12 protein-coding genes are annotated in these 21,671 nt (G+C 65.9%); 3 read left to right on the plus strand and 9 right to left on the minus strand.

Annotation, left to right across the window (positions count from 1 at the left end):
* Positions 1–104 precede the first annotated feature (104 nt).
* The 3 genes from FRC98_RS15390 to FRC98_RS15400 form a co-directional block, all read right to left on the minus strand.
* Entirely contained in the window at positions 105–3,248 is a 3,144-nt protein-coding gene (locus tag FRC98_RS15390; protein WP_230467668.1) for a penicillin acylase family protein, read from the minus strand.
* 115 nt (positions 3,249–3,363) lie between these two features.
* Positions 3,364–4,374, minus strand: a complete 1,011-nt coding sequence (locus FRC98_RS15395; protein WP_230467684.1) for a sensor histidine kinase — start codon at positions 4,372–4,374, stop codon at positions 3,364–3,366.
* Between the two features lie 285 nt (positions 4,375–4,659).
* Entirely contained in the window at positions 4,660–5,628 is a 969-nt protein-coding gene (locus FRC98_RS15400; protein WP_146982333.1) for a sigma-70 family RNA polymerase sigma factor, read from the minus strand.
* Between the two features lie 456 nt (positions 5,629–6,084).
* On the opposite strand from FRC98_RS15400, the gene FRC98_RS15405 reads away from it, so the two are divergent.
* Entirely contained in the window at positions 6,085–6,624 is a 540-nt protein-coding gene (locus tag FRC98_RS15405; protein ID WP_146982334.1) for a hypothetical protein, read from the plus strand.
* A 43-nt stretch (positions 6,625–6,667) separates the two neighbouring features.
* On the opposite strand, the gene FRC98_RS15410 is transcribed toward FRC98_RS15405, so the two are convergent.
* From FRC98_RS15410 to FRC98_RS15435, 6 genes are all read right to left on the minus strand, one after another.
* Positions 6,668–8,956, minus strand: coding sequence for an FdhF/YdeP family oxidoreductase (locus FRC98_RS15410; RefSeq protein WP_146982335.1), 2,289 nt, complete (start codon positions 8,954–8,956; stop codon positions 6,668–6,670).
* A gap of 44 nt (positions 8,957–9,000) precedes the next feature.
* Entirely contained in the window at positions 9,001–9,855 is an 855-nt protein-coding gene (gene fdhD, locus FRC98_RS15415; RefSeq protein WP_146982336.1) for a formate dehydrogenase accessory sulfurtransferase FdhD, read from the minus strand.
* 56 nt (positions 9,856–9,911) lie between these two features.
* Positions 9,912–10,886 carry a hypothetical protein gene (locus tag FRC98_RS15420; RefSeq protein WP_146982337.1) on the minus strand — a complete coding sequence of 325 codons (975 nt, stop codon included), beginning with the start codon at positions 10,884–10,886 and terminating at the stop codon, positions 9,912–9,914.
* Between the two features lie 548 nt (positions 10,887–11,434).
* Positions 11,435–12,382: a GGDEF domain-containing protein gene (locus FRC98_RS15425; protein ID WP_146982338.1), complete on the minus strand. Its 948-nt coding sequence runs from the start codon at positions 12,380–12,382 to the stop codon at positions 11,435–11,437.
* 231 nt (positions 12,383–12,613) lie between these two features.
* A complete protein-coding gene (locus FRC98_RS15430) occupies positions 12,614–13,312 on the minus strand; it encodes a HEAT repeat domain-containing protein (protein ID WP_146982339.1) in 699 nt (232 codons plus the stop codon).
* A 97-nt stretch (positions 13,313–13,409) separates the two neighbouring features.
* Positions 13,410–15,419 (minus strand): zinc-dependent metalloprotease family protein, encoded by a 2,010-nt coding sequence (locus FRC98_RS15435; protein ID WP_146982340.1) that lies wholly within the window; start codon positions 15,417–15,419, stop codon positions 13,410–13,412.
* Between the two features lie 296 nt (positions 15,420–15,715).
* On the opposite strand from FRC98_RS15435, the gene FRC98_RS15440 reads away from it, so the two are divergent.
* Complete coding sequence (locus FRC98_RS15440) at positions 15,716–20,938, plus strand: hypothetical protein (protein WP_146982341.1); 5,223 nt, start codon at positions 15,716–15,718, stop codon at positions 20,936–20,938.
* Between the two features lie 50 nt (positions 20,939–20,988).
* Positions 20,989–21,633: a hypothetical protein gene (locus FRC98_RS21640; RefSeq protein WP_230467669.1), complete on the plus strand. Its 645-nt coding sequence runs from the start codon at positions 20,989–20,991 to the stop codon at positions 21,631–21,633.
* The last annotated feature ends 38 nt before the right edge of the window (positions 21,634–21,671 follow it).

The raw sequence follows: 21,671 nt of genomic DNA on the forward strand, positions 1-21,671 counted from the left end.
TGTGTAAGTGGTTGAGAAATAAATAAAAAGGGCGCCCCTGCCAGGGCGCCCTTTTTGTTGCTCATAGGCTGCGGGAGTTCTGCGATCCCCGCAGCCTCGACGGCTCAGGGCTCGAAGACCTCGCGGCCGGTGGCGCCGGCGGCGACGGCGTCGGGCTCAAAGCGCAGGGGCAGGGCCTGGTCGCCCAGCCAGAGCGCGGCCTGGTCATCAAAATGCTCCGAGTCGATCAGGCCGGACTGGCCACCGGGGACGATCGTACGTCCTTCCACGCGATCACCACCCAGGCTGACGACCAGGCGGTTGACCGGACCGGAGCCGTAGGTAAACGAGCGCCCGGAGATGCCCGGGTTGGCCGCGTCGACGTTGTACTGGTCGCCGTCGCGGGGGAACCACTGGATGCCGCGGCGCGGATCGTTGCGATCGAGATCTTCGGCCAGAGGAAGGTTGCGGGTGGTGATAGAGAAGCGATCGGCCAGCGCCGCAAACGCCGGCTGGTCGCGCAGGAAGTCGGCCAGCAGGCTCTCAAACTTGGCGTGGTGGCGAAGTCCCCACAGGTAGGTATCAAAGTCTTCGTTGCCGAAGCCTCCCTGGCCCGCCGAGGTGGGCTCGCTGGCCAGGAAGTCGAGGGCGTCGGCAAGGGCGGCGATCAGGATCTCTTCGCTGCGCTCAAGCTCCGCGCTCTCGCGCACGTCAAAGAAGATCGACTCTCCGCTCTCCTCATTGTAGCTCGCAAGGCCCGCCGGGTTGTCCTCGCCGCGGCCCTCCAGCATGGAGGAGAGCAGGCGAATGCGTCCGCCGGTGCCGCCGCTCTGCCACAGTCCGGGGAGGCCCTCATCGTCGAAGACCGCGCGCTGGAAGTCGCCGAACCACACGTTGAAGAGGGTGGTGGCCACCGCGTCGATGCGATCGTCTGCGGTGGGCGAGTTGTAGAAGGTCTCCACGCCGCTGCGGGCCCAGAAGCCGCGCTGGCCCCAGGCCTCAAGGCGGGCCTGCACGTCGAGCGCCTTGTCGCGGATGGGCTCGTAGCTTGCGAGCGCGCGGCTCTCCCAGGCTTCAAGCTCGGTGGGGTCGAGCGCGCGCAGCGCCTCCATCGTGTCGATGGCCGCGATCATCGCTGGCGAGAAGTGCTCGCCAAGGGCCGACTGGGTGTTGGCCTGAAGGGCGGCCATCGCGTCAATGTCGGCGCTGTTTTCCTCGATATAGCGGGTGAGCTCGCGGCTGATGCGGTCGGCGCGGAAGCCCACATCCCAGGGGCCGCCGATGTAGCGCTGGCCGTTGAAGAGGTTGCCGTCGAGCGAGACGCCGACCGGGTCGTTGTTGGCCGTGGCCACAAACCCTTGAGGCGGGTTGGCCAGCGCCGGGCTCTCGTCGAGGGGGATCACGCAGCGGTAGGGATCGTCCTGGTGGGAGCTGTCGATGACGCCGTCGACGAGCGGGATCTGGAAGTTCCCGTAGGTCGTGCCATCGAGCAGCATCGCCGGGTGCGCGCCCTCGCCCCAGACGCCATCTTCGGAGCGGGGGAGGTAGTCGCGGCAGGGCACGGCCTGGTGGCCGGAGAAGAGCACGCTGCCCTGGGCGTCGCTGACCACGAAGTTAAGCGAGGTCGCGATCATCCCGCGGGTGGCCTGGCGGAAGTCTTCGATGTCGCCGGCGCGGGCCATGCGATCGAAGGTGCCGATGATGTCACCGATCTGCAGGCCGACGTAGGCGAAGCTGATGGCGTCGATGACGCCGTCTTCGTTAACGTCCGCCGGGATCACCCAGCCGGAGTGGGTGCGAACCAGCGAGGTTCCCGCCTCAAGCTCGTCGTCGGGGTCGGCCGGGATGCCCTCGATGTCGATGATCCAGCGATCGTCGAAGGTCTGGTAGCGGGCGATGGTCTCAGTGCGGCCCTCGCTCTCGAGCGTGGGCACGTCGGCGATCTCGTAGGCTTCCTCCACGCGTGTGGTCGCGCGCCACTCGCCATCGAAGAAAGTCTCGGCGGGGAGTCCGTTCTCATCGAGGCGGATCTGTTCGGAGTACCAGTCGGTGATGTCGCCGGAGAGCTGGGTGAAGCTCCAGGCGACCTGGCCGTTGGTGCCCACCGGCACCACGGGCATCCCGGGGATGGCCAGGCCGAACTGGTGGGGGCGCTCGGTGCCGCCAAAGACCGTGGTGTCGAGCCCGACGTGGTAGAGGATCGAGGGGATGCCCAGCGAGAGGTGCCCGTCGGCAGCAAAGAGGCTCGTGCCGGTGGCGGAGGCCTCGGCGCTGACCGCCCAGGCGTTGGAGCCAAAGCCCTTCTCGTGGCTGCGCAGCCCGCGGCGCTCCTGGAAGGCGTCCAGGCTCTCAGTGAGACGCGTCATCAGCCCGCTCTCCACCCGCGGGGTCTGGCCGGGGCGAGGGGTCAGAGTGAGGCCGGTGGAGGGCGTGGTGTTGGGTGGTCCCCAGGTGCCGGCGGCCAGAGGTTTGACTGGGCGGGCGTTGAGCCAGATGTCTTCCAGCGCGCCGGCGCGGCGAAGCTCCGCGTAGGCGTCGCCCTCAAAGAGGGTCTCGAGCTGAGCGTATGCGGCGGCCCGGCCCATATCGCCGGTCTCGTAGCTCGACTCGTAGATGAAGGTCGCAAAGAGCCCGGCGATGTCGATGGCCTCAAAGGGTTGCATCGCTTCGACCGGCTCACTGGCGCCGAGGATACCGCCGAGAAGTTCCAGCTCGCTGGGGGCGGGGAGGTTTCCGGCCTCGACCTGGGCGATGTAGGCGTTGACGCCCTCGGCGTAGGCCTCCATGACCTGGCGCATCTCGGGGGTGGCCTGCGCGAGGATGCGCTCGGCGACGTGGCGCGAGCCGTTGAGGCGAGTCTCAACGTCCATGCTCAGCGCGGCATCGCCGAGCAGCGCGCTGACCTCACCCAGACCCAGTCGGCGCGTAAGATCCATCATGAAGTAGCGATCGCGGGCGGTGACAAAGCCCTGGACGCGGGCCGCATCCACATCATTTTCGGCATAGATGTGGGGGATGTTCCCCTCGGTACGGATCACGTGCACCGGGGCGCTGAGTTCGGGAAGATCCCAGCGCTCAACTTCGTCGACTTCGAGCAGCGCGCGCTGCTCCTCGGTGAGGGTGTCGGCGTCGGCGTCGACACCGGCATCGATGGGTACATCGGTGCCGGTGTCGGCCTCGGTGGTCGGATTGTCATCCTGGCAGGCCACAGGGCCCAGAAGCGCTGCGCCCAGCAACATGGCGAGCGCAGGGGTGCGAAGGGTGTGCATAACTAACTCCCGGTCAGTGAAGAGCAACATTGGGCTCAAAAAGGATCGCCGGGAGCATAGCGCTTTGGGCGCCGGCTTAGAAGAGGCTGTGGATCGTCAGCAGAGCCGGGCCTGTTCAGGCGCTGGCTGCCAGGATCGCCCGGCGAAAGCGGGAGCTGTCAAAGGGGGCGTCGCCCACCGGGTTGAGGGTCACCCGTACCAGCGCGCCGCCCAGCGGGGAGGTCCCGATCTCGACGTCGCCCTCATGGCTCAATGCGCAGGCGCGCACCGAGATCAGCCCCAGGCCGTTGCCCTCGGCCTTGGTGGAGACGAAGGCGTCGAAGATCGCCTCGCGCAGATCTTCGGGGATGCCCGGGCCGTTATCATGAACTTCGATGATGACCTGATCCTCTTCGCTTCTGGCGATGACCTCCACGACGCCCTCTTTGACGTCGGCAGCGTCGATGGCTTCGGCGGCGTTGAGCACCAGGTTGATAACGATCTGGTGAATGAGGATCGGAAAGGTCTTCAGCAAGAGCTCATCGGGGAGGGTGCGCCGAAGGTCGACGTTGCGCAGCTTCGTGTGAGTGCGCAGCGCGGTGGTGGCCTGGCGGATGAGCTCGCTGATATTGGCCTGCTGCGAGCTGTTGCCGATGCTGCTGCGGCAGTTCTGCACCAGGCGATTGGTGAGCGCTTCGAGGCGCTCAATGGCCAGGGCCTGGTCGTTGTAGAGATCTTCGAGATCTTCGGGGGAGAGGTTGGGGTTTCGCACCAGCACCTGGTGGTTGCTCTTGAGCACGGCCAGCTCGTTGCGGGCATCATGGGCCACCGACGCCGAGAGTAGCCCGGTGGTGGCGCGGCGCTCGGCGCTGAGCAGCGCCTCGCGCAGGCGCTGGCTGTCGGACTGGCGCCGCTGCACCAGGTTGAGCATCCAGTAGGAGAGCCCCCCGATGAGCATCGCGCTGACGATGACAAAGAGCGAGCCCTTGAGCATCTCGATGTTCGCAGCCGTCTCGGGGTCGGAGGTGATATCGGAGGTCAGCGTTGAGGACGCGAAGATGTAGAACAGCGAGGGCAGGAGGTAGCCCAGCGAGAGCATCGTGGCGATTCGGGCGGGTCGTAAGATGGCGTTGAGGGAGGAAGGCATCACGGCTGGCTCAGGCGCAGGCAACGAAACGTCGTGAGGTAGTACTACGCACCGGGCCTTCCTCAGAAAACAGGGAGAGGGAGCCGGCGAACTCAAAAAGCCTTAAGTATGCCGGAAGGTTACCCTATGCGGAGCCATATGCGAAAGGGTTTTGCCGGTCTCGGACCGGCAACAGTAAAAAAAAGACCGCCCCCGGGTGGGGGCGGTCATGGCTCTCCCGATGTTCTGCGCCGCCGGTGGCGACCCCGGGACGCGGGAGGGAGAGAGCTTGAGAGCGCGTGCGGCTCAGATGGCTTCGAGAAACTCCAGCTCGACGGTTTCGCCGAGGTTCTCGAAGAGGAAGTTGCGGAACTCTTCGCGGATCTGCACCTCCACCTGACGGATGCGCTCCTTGGAGACATCCCACTCGCCGCCCAGGGTAACGAGCGTTTTGGGATCTTCGGCGATCATGCGCTCAAACCAGATGGCGCGCTTGCGGTCGGTGTCGATCTGCTTGCCGAAGGCGTCGATGGCGCCGCGCAGGCGGGTGGCCAGGTCGCGGTCGCTGGCGAGCTCTTCGGGGGTGGCAGCATCCGACTCCATGCGCTCACCGATGGTGGTGGCTTCAAAGCCGGGGGCCTCGGCGTCCAGGCGCACCGGGGGCGCGTCGAGCTGGGCGGCCACGCGCACCACCTCGCTCTCATCCACATCCAGGTACTCGGCAATCAGCGCCGGGGAGGGCTTCTCGTGGCCTTCTTTGATCAGGGCGCGGCGGGCTTTCTTGAGGTTGTAGAAGAGCTTGCGGCCGGCGCGGGAGCTGCCGATTTTGACCGGATGCACGTGGTTCATCAGATAGTTGAGGATCATCGCGCGGATCCAGTACTGGGCATAACTGGTGAACTTGACGCCGCGGTACGGGTCATAACGTTTGAGCGCCTCAGCCAGCCCGACGTTACCTTCTTGAATGAGGTCGAGCAGGTTGGACCAGCGGCGCGAGTATTCGCGGGCCAGCTTCACGACCAGGCGTAGGTTGGTCAAAATCAGCATGCGGCCGGCTTCACCGTCATCTTCGTTAACGTAGCGCTCGGCCAGCTGCTGCTGCTCTTCGGCGGGCAGGGGCTCGATGTAGTTGAGGCGCATCAGGTAGGCGCTGGTCGCGTCGGTATCCGCGCTGATGTTGAGCTTGCTCTCGGAGAGCATCGGCAGGCTCAGGTCTCCGGAGAGGTGGGCCAGGTTGGAGGGGTGACGTTCAGTGACGTTGGATTCGATGTTCATGTGCAAGATCCCGTTCTTAAATAGAAGTGAGTGGGTGCGAAAAACGTCGTGGTCACTGCGCTTACGTCATCATGGTAGGTGTCCGAGGTTGAACGGTCTGCGAATTTTGAAAGCCTTATGAACAGGCTCTGTTCCCGATGTCCTGTTCATAACATAGTCAAAACTCGCGGATATTCCCAGCGAAGAACGAAAGATTCTCCCCCATTCCCCCCGGATACGAAGGGGTTGGATATGTTAAGGTGTTGAAAAGACGCCGTTTTTGCCGATGTTGTAAAATTTAGACACGATGCGTCATTTACCTAATAGTTTTCGAAAAATGCGATCGCAGGGGGTGTTCAAACGCCAAATTTTGCATTTTGAAAAGCTTTATGAACAGGTGTGATAGGCGGTATGCAGGCGCTGCAGGGGTCTTGAACAGGTCCTGAGTGCTTTGAACAGGGGCGGCGAGGAGGGGTGATGAAGACAGTCGGAGGTGAGAGTCGCAGGCAGCCAGCGTGGGTGGTGGTCGTCGCCATGGTGGTCGTGGGATTGTCGGGGTGTGTGAGCGCCCCGGAGCGCTACGCTCGCCAGGTGCGCGATCAGACCTACCAGGCGCACCTTGAACAGGGAGTGCGTGCGATGGTCTACCCGCTGGGCTGCGGCGCGCTCCTGCCCTGGGCAGAGCAGCACCTCTGGGAGGAGGGCTTCGAGGGGGTGAGCATCGATTTGAGCGCGCTGGAGGTGCGCACCGGCTGGCGGTCCCGCGGCCCCTTGATGGAGGAGCGCTACGGGGTGTACAGCCGGGCGGCCGGCGCGCAGCGCTGCGCCTGGCAGTTTATGCGCGAGGAGCGCGGCGGGGAGGCCACCCGTGAGGTGCGCGACGTGGAGATGGAGATGCGGCTGCTCGAGCGCATCTCGCCGCAGAAAGCCCGCGAGGTGCGTCTTAAGGCGCAGGCCGCCGCCGAGCGCGCCTACGATGAGACCCGCGAGATGATCGATAACCAGGAGGCGCGTTGAGGAGGGAAAAAGCAGCCTGTTCAAGAACTGAACAGGCTTTGAATCAGGCCGGGGCCTTCAGGCTGATCACCACCGATTTGGAGGCCGGCGTGCGGCTCTTTCGGGCGTATTGCCCCAGAGGCACCAGCGCGTTGGCCTCGGGGAAGTAGGTCGCCGCACAGCCGCGCGGGATGTCGTAGGCGACGATTTCAAACCCATCGGCGCGACGCTCCTCCCCCTCAAAATGGCTGAAGAGGTCGACGTTTTGCCCCACCCTCAGCCCCCGCGCATTGATGTCGTCGGGGTTGAGTAAGACCACGCGTCGTTTGTTGGCGATGCCGCGGTAGCGGTCGTTCAGATCATACACGGTGGTGTTGTACTGATCGTGGGAGCGGATGGTCATCATGATCAGCTGGCCTTCATCAAGCACCATGGGCTCGATGGGGCTGACCACAAAATTTGCGCGTCCGGTGCTCGTCTTGAAGTCGCGCTCGCGCGCGCCGTTGGGCAGCAAAAAGCCCGTGGGGTATTTTCGGATGCGGCGGTTGAACTTTTCAAACCCGGGGATGACCTCGGCGATGGCGTCGCGGATGGGATCGTAGGGGCCATCGAAGAGGTTCCAGTCGACCGGCGAGGTTTCGGCGTCGAAGGAGGCCTTCGCGATTTTTTGGACGATGCGGGGCTCACTTAAGAGCGCTTCGCTGGCCGGGGGAAGATGGCCGCGGGAGGCGCGCACCACGCTCATCGAATCTTCGACGGTGACAAATTGCGGTCGGCCGGCCTGCATGTCGCGCTCGGTGCGGCCCAGGCAGGGCAGGATCAGCGCGGTGCCTCCCGTGCGCAGGTGCGAGCGGTTGAGTTTGGTGGAGATCTGCACCGTCAGCTCGCAGCGCTCCATCGCCCGGGCGGTGCGCTCGGTGTCGGGGGCGGCCATCACGAAGTTGCCGCCCATGGCCATAAAGACGCGGGCCTTGCCCGATTCCATCGCCTCAATGGCGGCAATGGTATCAAAGCCATGCTCGCGCGGGGGCTCAAAACCAAAGCGCGTGCCCAGGCGGTCGAGGAAAGCGTCGGTGGGTTTTTCCCAGATGCCCATCGTGCGGTCGCCCTGCACGTTGGAGTGACCGCGCACCGGGCAGGCGCCCGAGCCGGGGCGGCCCATAAAGCCGCGCATCAACAGGAAGTTGACGACCTGCTGGATGTTGGTCACCCCGTGTTTGTGCTGGGTGAGCCCCATCGCCCAGCAGGCAATCAGGCTTTTTGCCTCAATCGCGACCTTTGCCGCCGCCTCAATCTGGGCGCGCGTCAGGCCGGTCTCTTCGAGGATCGTCTTCCAGGAGGTGGCCTCAAGGTCGGCGCGGTGAGCCTCAAAGCCCGAGGTCTGATGGGCGATAAAATCGTGATCGAGGACCTCGCCGGGGCGCTCCTCTTCGGCAGCGAGCAGGCATTTCATCAGGCCTTTCAGGAGGGCGACGTCGCTGCCGGTGCGAAGTTGCAGGTAATGGTCGGCCAGATCGGTGGGGCGACGGTAGAGCTCTTTGGGGTGCTGAAAAGCCACAAGCCCGGGCTCTTTGAGCGGGTTGATGGCCACGATGGTGGCGCCGCGGCGTTTGGCGGCCTGCAGCGCGCTGAGCATGCGCGGGTGGTTGGTGCCGGGATTTTGCCCGAAAATAAAGAGCGCGTCGGTGGTCTCGACATCTTCGAGTGAGACCGTGCCTTTGCCCACCCCCAGTGACTCGTTCATGCCCGTGCCGCTGGATTCGTGGCACATATTCGAGCAGTCCGGCAGGTTGTTGGTACCAAGCTGGCGGGCCAGAAGTTGGTAGAGGAAGGCCGCCTCATTGGAGGTGCGCCCCGAGGTATAAAAGATCGCCTGGTCGGGGTGGTCGAGCTCTTTGAGTGACTTTCCTATCAAGGCGAACGCCTCGTCCCACTCAATGGGCTCATAATGGTCAGAGCCCTCGCGGCGCACCACCGGGTGGGTGATGCGACCCTGCTTGTTGAGCCAGTGATCCGACTTCTCGCGGAGCTCCGTGATGCTGTGCTCGTTGAAAAAACCGGGGCCGACTTTAAAACGCGTAGCCTCGTCGGCGACGGCTTTGGCGCCGTTTTCGCAGAACTCAAAGGTGGAGCGGTCGTCGGGGTCGGGCCAGGCGCAGCCCGGGCAATCAAAACCCTCGGTCTGATTGAGGCTGGCCAGCGCGCGCGTGCCGCGAATCAGGCCCGGCTGCTCCAGGACTTTGCGCGTGGTGGAGATGAGCGCGTCGAGGCCGCCGGCGGCTTTTTTATAGTCGGTGAGGTCGTCCGACGTGGTCGGGGCCGGCAGATTTTTGGACGTGGGGTCGTCGCTCATCGTACTGCTCTCTCTGGCTGGGGGGGGATTCCTGATCGAAACGATCAGGTCAGGCGCCGGGGGTGGGTGTAGATGTTAAAGCGCGCGTCGCGCAGAAAGCCCACCAGCGTCTGAGCGTAGGTATCCGAGAGGTCGACGGCAAGCGAGGAGGGCGCGCCGACGGCGGCCACAAGCCCGATGCCCGCCACGAGCGACTTCTGAATCAGCTCAAAACTCGCCCGACCGCTCAAAAGCAGGATGCGATCGCCAAGGGGAAGTTGGCCCCGGCGCAGCGCGCGGCCCAGAAGTTTGTCGAGCGCGTTGTGGCGGCCGACATCTTCGGCAAGATCGAGAAGTTCGCCCCGGGCGTTGAAGAGGGCGCAGGCATGCAGGCCGCCGGTGCGATCGAAGGTTGCCTGGGCGGCGCACAGTTGCTCGGGAAGTTGCAGAAGAAGCTCCGCGTCGATGGCGGGGCCATCGGCTACCGGCATCACACCCTGGTGGTGGAGGGCATCAAGCGAGGCCTTGCCGCAGACCCCGCAGCTCGACGTGCTGTAGAAGTTGCGCTGCAGCTTGCCCGGATCAAAGTTGCAGCCCTCCGCAAGCGTGGCGCGCCAGATGTTGGGGCTCTCTTCGCCCTGGCCGTCGGTGCAGCGCTTGAGGCTTAAAAGGTCGGCCTCGGAGTTGATGATGCCCTCGGTGAGCAGGAATCCGCGGGCCAGATCTTCGTCATCGCCGGGGGTGCGCATCGTGATCGCCAGGCTGCGCGAGGCGCGTTTGCCGGCGATGGCGTAGTCGATGCGCAGCTCCATCGGCTCCTCAATGACGAGGAGGTCGTCGAGGTGTTGGCGTTGCTGTTCCTCGCCAGAGCGTAACACCCGCTCAATGGCGCGGTGGCGAGTGGTGGGGTCGGTGGCCATAAGGCCTCGGTGGTGGGGGGAGTGCGGCGCGGCAAAAGGTTGTCGCGCGTAAAAGGCTAGATCGCCCCGATGGAGATGCCGGGCAAGCATAGCATAAACGCAATGATCAAGCCGGCGAAGAGGGGGCGCTCCACGGCGCGGTCGTCGGTGGCCAGCGCCAGATGCACCGCCGTGGGAAGGGCCCAGGCGAAGGTCACCGCAGCAAAGGCCGCCGGCACCTGCAAAAAGGGCCAGGCCAGCGCCGGGAGCGCAGCGAGCAGATACCAGGCCGGGTGGCGCGAGGCGTAGCGCATGGCGAGCAGTGCTGCGCCCAGCGCGCAGGCCAGCAGCAGCACCTCCGGTGTTGCGGGCAAGCTCAGCGCGCCAAAGTCGCGCCAGGCGGCATCGCCATGAAGATGGCGCAGCTGGCCGGTATGCCAGGCCACGGCCATCCAGCCCGCAAAGGCTACAGGCGGCACCACCGCGCCCAGCCAGGGCGTGTCCTGAGGATCTTTTCCGGGGCGGTGCGCCTTCCATCCGGCGATCATCATCGCCGGCCACATCACCACAAACTCCAGGCGCAGTCCCATCGCCACCAGCGCCGCAAAGGCTCCGCGACGCGGCGCGTAGGTGACCATCGAGGCGATGGCGCCGGCGCCCAGCGCGGCGGCCATCGAGGTGGTCCAGTCGGTGGCGTTAAGCGCGAGCAGAGGATTAAAACACCACAGCCACACCGCCCGCTCGGCGACCTGGGGCAGCTCAGTGTTGCGGGCAAAACGGTAGACGCACAGCGCGGCCCACAACGTTGCAAGCTCCAGCAGCACCCAGGGGGCGAGCGTGAGCGCGGCGGTGCCGGCGCCGGCCGGCGCGGTCTGCAGCGCGACGTTGAAGACGTGGCTGATCACCCCGGAGATGGGCGACGACTCCGAGAGGCGCAGCGTCTCCCAGGTGCCCGTATGCAAGAGCGCCGCCCACAACGCCGCCCGGCTTGTCAGCCAGGCCAGCAGTGCGGTGCGAAGGGCCGGATGGATATGTGCGAGTAAAGGATGCATGGCCCCGGCAGAGTACCGGGAGGTGGGTGGGGGGCAAGAAAATGGGTGGGGAGGCGGGCGGAGTTCAGGGAGCGTTCGTCACCGCCGCCTGGACGCTCATATATGAGCAACAAAACGTGTTGTCCGTCATCGATCGTGTTTTGTGAGTGACAAACGCGTTTGTCGTTCGTCCATGAACGACAAAACGCGTTGACCGTCACATTTTGCGTTTCGTGGGTGACAAAGGGGCTTGTCGCTCACCGATGGAAGACAACGAGATTTGTCCGCCATCTTTCGGGTTCTGTGAGTGACAAACGCCATTGTCGCGCACCCGTGAGCGACAAAACGTTTTGTCCGCCACATATCCCAGAATATGACGAACAACGCTCGTGGTCGCGATTCATAATAAACCCGCCACGCTCCGAACCACCCTACGCCGCCGAGGGTGCCGGTGAGGCAGGTGAGTGGCCAAACGCCTGTAGTAAGTTATTGAAGCTAAACGAAAAACGCCCGGGCTATCGCCCGGGCGTTTTTCGTTGCTTCATCGCGTTATCTAGCGCGCAGCGCCCTCAAAAAGGCGCCACCCCCACCCGGTTTCGACCGCCGCGTTTGGCGTCGTAGAGGGCCTGGTCGGCAAGACCGATGAGCTCCTCGGGGGTGCGGGCGGTGTGGTGGGGCAGGCCCGCCACGCCCAGGCTGATGGTGATGGGGATGCGCGTGCCCTCAAAGACGAAGTCGTGGCGCTCGATCACCATGCGCACGCGGTCGGCCAGGGCCTGGGCCTGGTCGACGGGGGTGCCGCGGCAGACGATCGTGAATTCTTCGCCGCCGTAGCGGGCGAAGACGTCTTCGGTGCGCAGGACCCCGGAGGTGATCTCAGCCAGGTTCTTGAGGATCATGTCGCCAGCGAGGTGGCCGTAGGTGTCGTTGACCGGCTTGAAGTGGTCGACGTCGAACATGACCACGCTCAAAAAGGTGCCGTGGCGAAGCGCGAAGGGCAGCTCGGTGGAGAGGTGATTGAGCAGGTAATTCTTGTTGTAGATGCCGGTCAGCCCGTCGTGCAGGGCGGCGTCGAGCATCTGCTTTTGAAAATTTTCCTCGAGCTCATCGTGGTAGGTGAACTTGAGGATGGTGGTGGAGCCGAGCGTGATCTTGTCGCCGTCTTTGAGCTGCTGACGCTTCAAGAGGCGGTCCCCATTGAGGTAGGTGCCGTTGGCGCTCTGGAGATCCTCCACAAAGACGTCCTCGCCATACGTGATAATGCGGGCGTGGTTGCGCGAGATGCCCACGTCGTTGACGTGGAGCTCGGCGCGGGAGGAGCGACCCAGGGTGGCCTGGTCTTTGTCGACCTTGAACATCTTGCCGGTGTGGGGGCCGGAGATGACGATGAGGTAGGCCTGGTCCCGACCCTGCTTTTGTTGAGCGCGGGCCTGTCGAAGTGTGTTCGCGTCGACGATCATGGTCGCCTCGGAGCTCTCCGAGAGATCGTCGTGGTCGTAGGGATGATCGTCGGTCATCAGGTCGCCGTCAGCAGCGGGTTTAAGGGGCGCACCGAGGTTATGCGGCACGCGGGCCCGTCAACGAGGAGGATACGGGCGAAGATCACACATTATTCTAAGGGGGACATCAGCGGTGTTGAGGATACTGAAGTTACCCGGTGCAGGCAACCCGGTGGGCGTCGATCTTATGCCCGGGGAAAGGGGGCAGCCGGAGTGATAAAGCTCAAAGCATTCTGGGAGGTTGGGCGTTCAGGGGATAAGACGCGAGGGGGCGTTAGAGGCTCCCCCGATCGGGCGATTTAACGCGCGTTGCACGGCGGGACGCGTGTCTTCGGTGGCCAGCTGCTCAAGGTGCGGCAGGGCGCGCTCGGGGGCGTGGCGGCGCAAAAGTCCGATGGCGGTGATGCGGATCTGGATGTCGTCGCTTTTCAGGGCGTCGCGCCAGATATCGAAGGCTTGCGGGTGATCGTTTCGGGCCAGGGCGGTGAGTGCGCGGTGGCGCGCCTGAGCGCGGGTGCGGACCGAGGCGTTGAGCGGGTGGTCGTCGGCGCGGTGGTCGGCAGCGGCGAGCCTGGAGAGCGGCACGCGGGCCTCCTCGCTGGCGTAGAGGCTGAGGAGATCGAGGGCGCGCAGGCGGATCACGGCGCGCTCCTCCGGATCGTTCAGAAAGGCGTTGAGCCAGCCGACAACTTCGGCGGGGCTTCCGACCTGGTCGAGCTCCCGGCGATCGGGAACATGTTCAAAACCGGAGAGTAAAAACGCCAGCCTTTCAGCGCCCCGGGCGTGGGGGGCGTTTTGTGTGTCGGTCGCCGGGTCATTGAGCCCGGGGCGGGCGGGTTGGTCGTGGTCGCCGTGGGTCGGTGAGGACTGCGCGGCGGCCGGAGCGCTCAGTAGAGTCGCGACCAGGAGCAGCAGGGTGGCGAGTGTCTGGCGTGGTGTCGGATACATAAAAGATCCCCGGGAAGGGCTGTGGGCAAGAGGGTGAGGTCGCGTGGCGAGCGAGGGTAAGACCGGCCGCACGCGCTCCGCATTCAATGGTGAGGCTTCAGGGACGCACCAGCGGGTTTCGCCTCAGCACAAAGGACTGGCCGGAGGTTGTCAGGCGCTGGTCGGGGCCGAGCGAGAAGGGGAACATGAAGTTTTCGGCGTCGTCGCAGAAATAGCCCAGGTTGGGGAAGAGGCAGCTGGGTGTGTCGGTGATGGGATCCTGCGCGCTCCCCAGGTGTTCGGTGGTGTGGCGAAGGCCCAGGTAATGGCCGACCTCATGCGCCAGGATCTGACCGATGGTGGCGTTGTCTTCGCCCAGGCCGGCCGTCGAGAAGACAAGGCCGGAGGCGGGGCTGGCGTGCAGGCCGGCCGCTCCGGGAAGCCCCGCCGAGATGCCCAGCAAGCCCGGGGAGTCTTCCACGGCGAAGTCGTCGATGAGGAAGACATTGACCACCAGATTCTCATCGAGCGTGGTGCCCGGCGCCTCCGAGAGGGCGACCAGATCGAAGGCGTCGTCCAGGGTGCGGACGATGCTGTACGAGTCGGTGAGCTCGTCGGAGAGTTCTTCGTAGGCGGCGACCTCCACCTCGATGTTCATCGCATCGTAGATGGTGGCCATGGTGGCGATGGCTTCCTGAAGATCGCGGTTGGAAGCGGCGGTCGCCGCGCTCAAGCCGGGCACGCCTATGAGGTAGAAACGCAGCCGCAAGGTGCGCCCGGCCGAGGGCTGGGCGATGACGTAGTGGCAGGTCTCCGAGGCGTTGGAGGCCACGCCCATCTGGTAGGTGCCCCCGCCAAAGGTGTTGGCCAGGCTTGTGTCGTTGGTGGCCGGGAAAAGCATCGGCGCGAGACTTGTGAGGATCGCCGGGTTGATGGCGTGAAACGCATAGTCGTTCTGGATGTTGAGGGTGGAGCCATCGGGGCGGCGCAGCGTGCGCGGCTCAATGGCCAGGCCGCCCGGGTTAAAGGGGGTGAGCAAAAATCCTACCGCGCCGGCATCAACCTCAACGTCGTAGGTTTTCTGTGAGCCGCAGACGAGCTCCAGCGCCGGGGCGCCGCTCGTGTCGATCTCGGGCGGGGCGGTGGTGGAGTCGCAGAAGGAGCGGCCCTCGCGCCCCGTGCGGCAGCTGTAGCCCTGGCGGCAGTCGGCGTCGGTGGCGCAGCCGGCCATGCAGGTGGGATGGTTGTTTTGCACCAGGCAGATGCCGCCGTTGCAGTCTTCATCATCGCTGCAGTAGCGGGTGGTGCAGTAGCCGCCCGGAAACGAGACCTCGCCATTGTCTTTCTCAACCTCGCGGATGCAACTTCCGCCCTTGCAGCCCAGGTTGGCGCCGCAGGGCTCGCCATCGTCGGCGCCATCGGGGTTGCGGGGGCCTTCGGACTGCTCGTTTTCCTGGCAGTAGGCCGGCTCGTTTTCGTCATTAGCCAGGCAGCTGTAGCCAAAGCGGCAGTCCTGGTCGCTCTCACAGGCGGCCATGCAGGCGAAGACCACGTCGTCGGCCTCGGCCTCCGGGTTGAGCGTAACGCAGGCGCCGTCGTCGCAGCCCTGGTCGGGGTTGCAGCCGATGCTGGCGCAGTAGCCGCCGTAGAGGTTGGTCAGGCAGGTCAGGCCCTCCTCGCAGGCCACATCGCTGGTGCAGGGGGCGCCGGGTTTGCCGGGCTCACTGCCCACAGCCAGGTCGGCCGGAAGGCATACCGGGGTGTCGTCGACCAGCGTGCAGGCGTAGCCCTCACCGGCGCGCTCGCAGCTGTTGTCACGATCGCAGCGCTCGTAACAGGCGGCCTCGCCAGCCAGGGGCAGCACCAGACACTCCGATGAAAATCCCAGGCAGCCCTCCTCTTCGCAGCTGAGCTCGGAGCAGTAGCCACCCGGATAGCCATCTTGCTCGTCGAGGCAATAGCCGCCCAGGCACTCCAGGCCGCTCTCGCAGGGGGCGCCGGTGCTGATGGAGTCGACAAACTCGGCGACCTGCTGGAGCTGCTCGCAGGCGCTTAAGGTGAGCAGCGCGCACAGCAGCGCCAGCAGATGCAAAGGGGTAAGAACATGCCGACGGGGCGCATAAAACATAGGGGAAGCTCGATCGTCGGGGGGGAGGTGTGTGGCGAGTCATGGTCAGCGATAGACGGTGGGGCGATGCGCCCTATTCAAGCGGAGTGCGGGGCCGGTGTCGAGGGGGAGTTGCAGAGCCCGGGGCTGCGGCGGTCTTTTCAGCGTGGGGGCGATGTCGTAGAGTTTCGCCGTCCCCACAGCTGTGTGGCGGCGTAGGCCACGCGCTAAAAGCGCCTGGCACCGCCGGCAGCGTCGGGTGGGGGGCGTGGCTTCGCCGTCGAAGCGCGTGTCGTCGCAGTAGAAGGTAGAGGGATATGGTGCAGCGCCCCTTGTACGCCCACGACCCCGAGTCGAGTCTTTTCGCCATCGCGATAGGCTCCTCGCCGGTGCAGATCTGGAGAGCGAAGCCCGGTGCGAGCGCCGAGAGCGGCCCCCGCGAAGAAGCGGCCGCCGGAGAGCTGCGCCTCGACGGGGTGGGCCAGGTCGTGGGGCTTGCGCTGGAGGGGCAGGTGCTGGTCACCGTGCTCAGCGGCGGGGAGGTCGCCGGCTGGGATCTGGGCGGACTGATTGAAGAGGGGAGTGAGGCTACCGTGCGCTCGTTATGGCGCATCGAGACCGGCTTGAGGCTGGTCTGTGCGGCCCACCACCGGGGTAACTCGAAACGCCCCCGGCTCGCCATGGGCGCCGAGTCTGGCGAGGTGCTGCTCCTGGAACTCCATGGCGAGAGCGCCCCGAAGTTGGCCCGTGGCGCGGTCCATCGCGATAAAATCGAGGTCTTGAGCTTCTCGCAGGACGACGCCTGCCTGGCCAGCTCGGCCCGCGATCGCCTGATCGTGATCTGGTCCACCGAGCTCGGCGACGACGAAACGCTGAAACCTCAGCGCGAGCTTCGCGGCTCGGGCGGCTGGCCCCTGGCGCTGGCCTTCTCCGAGGATCATCGCCGCCTGGTCAGCGGGTGCATGGATAACGGCGTCTACCTCTGGGATCTGGAGGCCGAGGAGCCTCTGGAGGCCGTGCGTTTTGATCACGCCGGCTGGGTCGACGACGTGTGCTGGGCCGGCGGCGACGCGGTGATCGTCAGCGCCTCCTGGGATAATTGCGTGGGGGTCTTTGGCGCCACCCCGCTCAAGCCCCGCTTTTTGATGGGCTTTCACACCGACTATGTCGTGCGCCTGATGGCTGTGCCGCGCACAACCCTGGTGGTGGCCGCAAGCTACGACGGGCGGTTGACCGTCTGGGACTGGGCCCTGGGCCAGCTCGAAGGCGTGCTCAGCGGGCACGCCGACTGGGTCACCGAGATGGTGTGGCTGGGGCGCGGGCGTCTGGCGAGCCTCTCAAGCGACGGCACCGCTCGCCTGTGGTCGCTCAAGACGATGCGCTGCGAGGTGGTGCTGGGACGCGCGCCGGTGGAGCGCTTCGAGCTGGGTGGAAGTTTCGACCTGGCCTCCTTCGGGGTGGGCGCCGAGACCACCCGCGTCGGCGCACCCGGCGATGAGGAGGAGCTGGCCACCGCCACGGTGCGCCGCTTCGACGGACGCGGAGAGCGCTGGCAGAGCGGCGTGCACCGCACCGCGCTGGCGATGATGGACGAGGCGATGGCCTCGGCCCGCAGTATTTTTGGCGAAGACTCCGAGGGGGCTCAGGCGCGCTCCGAGGGCTCGAAGATCTCCGAAGTCTCAGCAGTCTCCGAGACCTCGGAAGTCTCCAACGCCTCTCCTACATCGCCGGGTGCGGCGCGCTCCGAGGGGAAGGGGGAGGCCGCCGGTGAGGCTTCTCTGGATGACCCCGGGTCGGGTTATGTGTTTGAAGATAAAGGGGAATCTGTCGGTGGTGGGGAGGCGCCTTCGAGCGATGCTCCCGACCCCCTCGACGATCTCGACGCGGAGCTCGACGCCCTGGAAGATGCCCTCGACGCGCTCAGCGAGGTGGGGGAGGTCGGCGATTCCGACTCCTGGTTTAACAGCTGGAGCAACGAGCATCCCGACAGCGGCATGTTCGAGCGGCCCGCCACCTCGCCAGCGTCCAACTCGCCACGCGCGAGCGAAGCCGAGGTGGCTCCGCACGCGGCCGATGCGCTGAGCGAGCCCGAGGTCTTTCCGCCCACCGAGGATGGCGGGGAGATCGAGGCCTCACCGGAAGCTTCACTCGAGGGGGAGAGCGACGCGCCGGCGATGGGGCCGGGCGCGGCGATCAGCGAGTCCGGGCCAATCAGTGAGCCCGAAGGCGGCGGGGAGCTCACCGAGGTGGGGCTTGTGGGCGCGAGCGCCGACTCCGAGTCTGCGCCTTCGGCCGAAGCGTCGCCTCCGGCGGAGATGCCTGTCGAGCCCGACGAAAACGTTGAGGTCGCGGCGCTCGACGAGGCCACCGGCGATCTTGAGGAGAGCGTAGAGCGGCTGGCCGCGGCGGACGCCGCCTCCCTGGCCATCCTCGAAGAGCACTCCGAGCCGGCGCTCGCCACGCCGCGCGCGGACGATGCGGAGGCTGAAGCGAACGAGGCCGAAGGGGCGGAAGACGAGCCCTCCGAAGGCATTGAGCTTGAAGGGGCGGCCGACGATCTTGTGGATGAAGGCGTGTTCTCCTCGATCTTTGAGCCCTCCCCCGAGGCGCCGGTGGTGCTGGACGCGTCGCGGGCCGGCCTGAGCAATCTGGTGCGCGATGCGATCTCGGAGGTCGTGGAAGTCGAGCCTTCCGAGCCGGACGTGGCGGAAAAGGTTGAGCATGTCGAAAAGGTTGAGGCGGCGCCTGCCTCATCGGCCACTGAGGATGGGGAACCGGAGTCGGAGCCTGAACCTGAGCCCGAGCCCGAACCTGAGATTAAATCGACCGTCAAACGCTCGCTGCGCGCGCGGCTCAAAGCGGCCACGCTGAAGTTGAGGCAGGAGGAGGCCGAGCAAGCCGAGCAAAACGAGGTCGGTGCCGCGGCCGACGCCGAGAGCGATCCGCTGGATATTATGGGGGAGGCCTTTGATCTGCCCTCCGAGGTGGTCCGGAGCGCGGCGCCCTCAACCCGCGGTGAAGCGCAGGCCGATGAGGCACCCAAACCGGTCGGGGTGGATCCGGACTACAACCCGGTGCCCATTGAGCCGGGCGACGCCATCGCCGATCTGGTGCCCGACGACCTGGCTTTTGACGAGGTGTTCGGGGCCTTTGGTGACGTTGAAAGCCAGGAGGCGCCGCCCGCCGCGGAGACTGCTTCGCCGGAGGTTGAACCGGCGCCGGCAGAGAGCGATGCCGCAGAAGTTGGCATGGCAAGCGGGGATGAGGGCGATGAGGCGTCGGCTGGCGAGGAGGCAAACGCGGCCTCGGCGCCGGCGTTGAACGAAGATGTCTCGGAGCCGGAGGTCGCAGGGGCGTCGTCGCCGGAGGAGGCTGAGAGCGGCGGGGACGCGGGAGATTCTGAGTCGGCTGAGGGTATCGAGCCTTCCGTCGAGGACGAGAACGAGGACTTGCCGGAAACCTCGGGGGCGGACAGCACCCATGAGCTGCGTGTGGCCGAAGTCGAAGCGCTGGCCGCCGCCTCGGAGGTGGGGGATGAGGCGCCTGTGACCTCGCCAGGGCTTAAATCGCTGCGAGCGGACGACGTCACCGGGCGCATTGAGGTGCACCCGGAGGTCGCCGCCAGCGTCAGCGGGGAGGAGGCCGTCGGCGCGGGGACCGAGCCTCTTGATGAGGCCGCGCCGGGCAGTGAGGTGGTGGACGATGAGGACGCGGCGCCGGTGGTGGAGCGCTCCGGAGAGCTCGCCGTGAGCGAGCGGCCCGGGGAGGTCTCCGGGGCGCGCACGCTGACCTCCTTTCTGGGCTCGGCGGTGCGCGACGAGCGCGAAGAACGCGACGAAGACGACGCGCCACGCTGGCCGACGGCCGCCAGTGAGGCGAAGCGGGATGCGGCGGAGTCGATAAAAGTCGAGCAAAATCAGCAGGATGCGTCTTTTGATGGCGACGCGGCCACGCAGATGCTCGACGCCGACGCGCTTCCTCCGGTGGCCGGCTCCTCGCCATGGGCCGAGGAGCGCAGCTCCCACCGCACCGCCCGCCGCGGCGTGCCTGCGCGCGAGGTCTCTGAGCCCGCCGCGCTTGATCCGGGGACGGTGCCGGTCTTTGAGGAAGATGAGCCAGTCGCTCCCACGCTCGATCCGGTGGCCGAGGAGAGCGAGGCTGAGGTCGATGAGAACTATGGAAACTCCACGCAGATGTGGGGCGGGCTTTTCAACGCGCCCGGTGGGGTGCGCGACCCGGGGCCTGAGCGAGAGCTGACGCGCGCGCAGGATTTGAGCGCGTTTGCGCGGCGAGAGAAGACCCAGGGGCGGGGTCAGCATAAGAGTGAGGCGGAAGCGACCAGGCGCAGCAACGTCAGCGACCATGTGCGCGGGATCTTGCGCGGCGAAGAGGCCCTGCCGGAGATGACTCTGGGCGACGCCTCAACCAGCGCGCAGAGCGTGCCGGAGGCCCTGATAGGCGCAGCCGACTCGGAGGTCTCCTCGCGCCTTCAGCCCGGGCAGGCCGCGCGCAAAGATGAGCTTGTGGTGCCTGAGGTTGCGGCGGCCTCGCAACAGGAAGGCGCACAGCGGCTGAGCCTGGGGCTCGAAGAGTTCTGGGATCGGGCCACGGCGGCCGCGCCGGGCATGGCCATCTTGAAGCGCAAAGTCGGCGCGCTGGGCGATTATGCGCCGGCCCGACAGCTTCGCGTTGAGGAGCGCGGCCCGCTGATGCTCGCCAGCGTGGAGAGCGGCCGGCGTATGGCGCTCTGCGGCGCGAGCCGGGAGCTGACGCTGTGGCAGGCCCGCGGTGAGCTGGAGACGAAGTTCGAGGTTAGAGGCCCGCTGGTCGCGCTCTCGTTTCTGGTCGATGAGGCCTCACTCTGCGGGGTGGCCGAGTCTGGCGAGCTCTGGATGTGGATGTTGCCCCGGGCCGCGCTGGGCAAAGCTTCGCGTGTGGCCGAGGCGACCATTGCCACCGGCGACAGCGCGCTTCGCTGTGCGGCCGTGGACGTGGCCGCCCGCCGAGTGCTCACCGGCAATGAGGAGGGACGCGTCCGGGTGTGGAATCTGGAGCGCGGCCAGTGCGTGGGCAGGCTCGCCCCACACGCGAGTCCGGTGACGGCGGTGGCGTTTGGGGCGCGCGGGGTGATCAGCGCCAGCGCCGACGGGCAGGTGCGTTTCTGGAACCCGCAGGGCTTCTTGATCGACCAGCTCGAAGGGCAGGGCCGCGTGATGGCGCTGGCCACCTTCGAGGGGGAAGTCGCCTGGGTGGAGGCCAGCGGGGCGGTGCGCGTGATGCGCCAGGGCGACAGCCGCCCGCGCAAACTTAAAGGTCATCATGGCGAGGGGCGCGCGCTGGCCTACCGCGAAGACGGCTACCTTGTGACCGGCGGCGAAGACGGGCGCATGCTCATCTACGCTCCCGGCGTTGGCGAGCCGGTGCAGGAGGTGCAGGTGCCGGCGCCGATTCACGCGCTTACGCTTTCAACACGACGACTGGTCTGCGCATGTGAGGGAGGTGCAGTGTATATTTTTGAGAGGGAGCGGGGGAGACGTTGAGACTTGAAAATAGCCGATGGGCAAGCGTTTATGCGGGTGGGGCGATGGTGGTGGGACTCTTGCTTGGGATGCCCTCGGCGTACGCCCACCAGAGCGATGAGAGCACGCACCTGGTGGAGATCGACAGGGAGAGCGGGCTCGTCGAGCAGCTGGTGAGCATCTCGGCAGGCGATCTGGCCCATCATCTGGGGTGGGTGGGGCATGGCGAGGAGGTTGAGCGCGCGCACCTTGAGGAGGGGGCCGAGGAGTTGGAGTCGTATATGGTTCGCCGGCTGCGCGTCTGGGCCGACGAGGCGCCCTGCACATTGGAAGACTCCCGTTTTGTGAACCTTATGGGGCAGGACGGTCGGGTGCATCTGCATGTGGCTTCGCGCTGTGAGCCGGGCGCGCTGGCCGTCACCCTGGAGAACCGGGTGATGATGGAGGGGCCCGGGGGCTATCGGCATGTGGGGCGCGCGCAGGCCGGCGACCGGGTCTGGCCGATGGTCTTTGATGTGTCTTTTCCGACGTATGTGGTGAACCTCCCGGTGGAGGAGGGCGTGGGGGTGGAGGAGGTCGATGTGGCCTCGGAGGAGACCTCGAAGACGGGCGGGGGCGCGCCCGGTGACGATACGCTGACGGGCTGGATGGCGGCGCTTATCGCCGCTGTGGTGGCCGTGGGCGTGTCGTGGTGGGCGGGGCGCGCGGCGGAGTAAGGTTTCGGGCCGGGCGTTGATGGGCTGGAAGATCCGGG

Source organism: Lujinxingia vulgaris (assembly GCF_007997015.1).
Taxonomy (GTDB): Bacteria; Myxococcota_A; Bradymonadia; order Bradymonadales; family Bradymonadaceae; genus Lujinxingia; species Lujinxingia vulgaris.

Bases quoted from the DNA above. Each gene is read 5' to 3' on its own strand.
- FRC98_RS15390 (WP_230467668.1), bottom strand. From the start codon at position 3,248: ATGCACACCCTTCGCACCCCTGCGCTCGCCATGTTGCTGGGCGCAGCG.
- FRC98_RS15395 (WP_230467684.1), bottom strand. From the start codon at position 4,374: ATGCCTTCCTCCCTCAACGCCATCTTACGACCCGCCCGAATCGCCACG.
- FRC98_RS15400 (WP_146982333.1), bottom strand. From the start codon at position 5,628: ATGAACATCGAATCCAACGTCACTGAACGTCACCCCTCCAACCTGGCC.
- FRC98_RS15405 (WP_146982334.1), top strand. From the start codon at position 6,085: ATGAAGACAGTCGGAGGTGAGAGTCGCAGGCAGCCAGCGTGGGTGGTG.
- FRC98_RS15410 (WP_146982335.1), bottom strand. From the start codon at position 8,956: ATGAGCGACGACCCCACGTCCAAAAATCTGCCGGCCCCGACCACGTCG.
- fdhD (WP_146982336.1), bottom strand. From the start codon at position 9,855: ATGGCCACCGACCCCACCACTCGCCACCGCGCCATTGAGCGGGTGTTA.
- FRC98_RS15420 (WP_146982337.1), bottom strand. From the start codon at position 10,886: ATGCATCCTTTACTCGCACATATCCATCCGGCCCTTCGCACCGCACTG.
- FRC98_RS15425 (WP_146982338.1), bottom strand. From the start codon at position 12,382: ATGACCGACGATCATCCCTACGACCACGACGATCTCTCGGAGAGCTCC.
- FRC98_RS15430 (WP_146982339.1), bottom strand. From the start codon at position 13,312: ATGTATCCGACACCACGCCAGACACTCGCCACCCTGCTGCTCCTGGTC.
- FRC98_RS15435 (WP_146982340.1), bottom strand. From the start codon at position 15,419: ATGTTTTATGCGCCCCGTCGGCATGTTCTTACCCCTTTGCATCTGCTG.
- FRC98_RS15440 (WP_146982341.1), top strand. From the start codon at position 15,716: ATGGTGCAGCGCCCCTTGTACGCCCACGACCCCGAGTCGAGTCTTTTC.